This is a genomic window from Variovorax stachyos, from assembly GCF_051400855.1.
Classification (GTDB): Bacteria; Pseudomonadota; Gammaproteobacteria; order Burkholderiales; family Burkholderiaceae_C; genus Variovorax.
The window spans coordinates 1-2931 of sequence record NZ_JBLFFN010000041.1; the positions used below are offsets into that span (position 1 = coordinate 1).

General features: G+C 67.1%; 3 protein-coding genes. All 3 read right to left on the reverse strand.

Annotated elements, in window-relative coordinates; genetic code table 11:
• A partial coding sequence (locus ACMGEZ_RS29565; protein ID WP_436825840.1) for an NAD(P)(+) transhydrogenase (Re/Si-specific) subunit beta occupies positions 1 to 1487 on the reverse strand: 1487 nt, incomplete at its 3' end.
• Positions 1488 to 1489: 2 nt separating this feature from the next.
• On the reverse strand, positions 1490 to 1822 hold the full coding sequence (locus tag ACMGEZ_RS29570) for an NAD(P) transhydrogenase subunit alpha part 2 (RefSeq protein WP_436825841.1): 333 nt from the start codon (positions 1820 to 1822) through the stop codon (positions 1490 to 1492).
• Positions 1823 to 1839: 17 nt separating this feature from the next.
• On the reverse strand, positions 1840 to 2931 hold a 1092-nt coding region (locus ACMGEZ_RS29575), incomplete at its 5' end, for a Re/Si-specific NAD(P)(+) transhydrogenase subunit alpha (RefSeq protein WP_436825842.1).

Genomic DNA, 2931 nt, shown 5'->3' on the forward strand with positions numbered 1-2931 from the left:
TACTCGATTGCCTTGCCCATGTCCTCGACCACCTTCTTCGCGTCGCCGAAGACCATCATGGTCTTGTCCATGTAGAACAGCTCGTTGTCCAGCCCGGCATAACCCGCGGCCATCGAGCGTTTGTTCACGATTACCGTCTTGGCCTTGTAGGCCTCCAGGATCGGCATGCCGTAGATCGGCGTGCCCTTGGTGAGCGCGGCAGGGTTCACCACGTCGTTGGCGCCCAGGATGATCGCCACGTCGGCCTGCGCGAACTCGCCGTTGATGTCTTCCATTTCGAACACCTGGTCGTAGGGCACCTCGGCCTCGGCCAGCAGCACGTTCATGTGGCCGGGCATGCGCCCTGCCACCGGGTGGATCGCGTACTTCACGGTCACGCCCTTGTGGGTGAGCTTCTCCGCCAGCTCGTTGACCGCATGCTGTGCCCGCGCCACCGCCAGGCCGTAGCCCGGCACGATGATCACGGTCTCGGCGTTGGAAAGCATGTAGGCCGCATCGTCCGCACTGCCGCTCTTGACCGGCCGCTGCTCCTGGGCCGCACCCGTGGCCGCCGCCGCCTCCCCGCCGAAGCCGCCCAGGATCACGTTGAAGAACGACCGGTTCATCGCCTTGCACATGATGTAGCTCAGGATCGCGCCCGAGCTGCCCACCAGCGAGCCCGCCACGATCAGCATCGCGTTGTTCAGGCTGAACCCGATGCCCGCGGCCGCCCAGCCCGAGTAGCTGTTGAGCATCGACACCACCACCGGCATGTCCGCCCCGCCGATCGGGATGATGATCAGCACGCCCATCACGAAGGCCAGCAGCAGCATCAGGAAGAAGGCGGTCCAGCTCTCGGTGGCCATGTACACCAGGCCGAGCCCGATGGTCAGCAGCCCCAGCACCAGGTTGAGCATGTGCTGGCCCTTGAACTGCACGGGCGCGCCCTGGAACAGGCGGAACTTGTACTTGCCCGAGAGCTTGCCGAAGGCGATGACGGATCCGCTGAAGGTGATGGCGCCGATGGCCGCGCCCAGGAACAGCTCGAGCCGGTTGCCGGCAGGAATGCCGTAGCGCGCGAGCCCGTCGACGACAAACGCGCCTTCGGGCGTGTTGCCGCCGATCACCGCCGCCACCGGAGGCGGCGTGATGCCGAAGGCCCAGGGCTCGACCACCGCGGCCACCGCGATGAAGACCGCCGCCAGGCCGATCATGCTGTGGAAGAAGGCGACCAGTTCGGGCATCTGGGTCATCTCGACCGTCTTTGCGCGATAGGCGCCATAGCCGCCGCCCACCACCAGCCCGAGCAGCACCCAGGCCATGCCCTGCGCCTTACCACCGGAGAGCTGCACGATCAGCGCCGCGGTGGTCAGGATGGCGATCCCCATGCCGACCATGCCGAAGATGTTGCCGCGGATCGAGGTGGTGGGGTGGCTCAGGCCCTTGAGGGACTGGATGAAGCAGATGCTGGCGATCAGGTACAGCAGCGTGGCGACGTTCATCGACATGGTCAGTGGCCCTCCGCCTTGGCAGCTGCAGGTGCCTGGGCCTTCTTGTCCTTCTTCCTGAACATTTCCAGCATGCGCCGGGTGACCAGGAAGCCGCCGAAGACGTTGACCGCAGCCAGCGCGACGGCCAGCACGCCCATGCCCTTGCCCAGCCAGGTGCTGGTGAGCGCGGCCGCCAGCATGGCGCCGACGATGACGATGGCCGAAATGGCGTTGGTCACCGCCATCAGCGGCGTGTGCAGCGCGGGCGTGACGGTCCAGACCACGTGGTAGCCCACGTAGATGGCCAGCACGAAGATGATCAGGTTGATGACGGTGTGGGAGACGGGGTCCATGGGCTGCTTCCTCGTTCTTACTTGCGGGTCACTTGGCCGTCCCTGCTCATCAGGCAGGCGGCGACGATGTCGTCCTCGAGATCGATCTTGAAGCCGCCCTCCTTGGGGAGCACGAGCTTGAGGAAGTCGAGCACGTTGCGTGCGTAGAGCGAGGAGGCGTCGGCGGCCACGAGCGCGGGCAGGTTGGTCTCGCCCACGAGGGTGACGCCATGCTTGATGACGGTACGCCCCGGCTCGGTCAGCGGGCAATTGCCGCCTTGCGGGGCCGCCAGGTCGACGATGACGGAGCCGGGCTTCATGGACTTGACCATGTCCTCGGTGACCAGCACCGGGGCGGGCCGGCCGGGGATGAGCGCCGTGGTGATGACGACGTCGGCCTGCGCCACGCGCTTGGCGACCTCGGCCTTCTGCCGATCGAGCCAGCTCTGGGGCATGGGACGGGCGTAGCCGCCTACGCCTTCGGCGGCTTCCTTCTCTTCCTGGGTCTCGTAGGGCACGTCGATGAACTTCGCCCCCAGCGACTCGACCTGCTCCTTGACGGAGGGGCGCACGTCCGAGGCCTCGATCACCGCGCCCAAGCGTTTGGCGGTGGCGATGGCCTGCAGGCCGGCCACGCCGACGCCCAGGATGACGACGCGCGCGGCCTTCACGGTGCCGGCGGCGGTCATCAGCATGGGGAAGAAGCGCTGGTACCTGTCGGCCGCGATCATGACGGCCTTGTAGCCGGCGATGTTGGCCTGGGAGGAGAGCACGTCCATGCTCTGCGCGCGGGTGGTGCGGGGGGCGGCTTCCAGCGCAAAGCTGGTGAGGCCGGCGGCCGCGAGCCTCTGCAGGCCCTCGGCATCGAAGGGGTTGAGCATGCCCACCACCACGGTGCCGGGCTTCGTGAGCGCAATCTCCTCGTCGGAGGGCGAGCGCACCTTGAGCACGAGCTCGCAGGCGAAGGCGCCGGCGGCATCGGTGATCTCGGCACCGGCGGCCTGGAAGGCGGCGTCGGTGATCGAGGCAGTGATGCCGGCGCCGGACTGCACGCGCACAGTGTGCCCCTGCGCGACAAGCTTCTTGGCCGTCTCCGAAGTGACGGCCACTCGGGTTTCGCCGGGCACAGT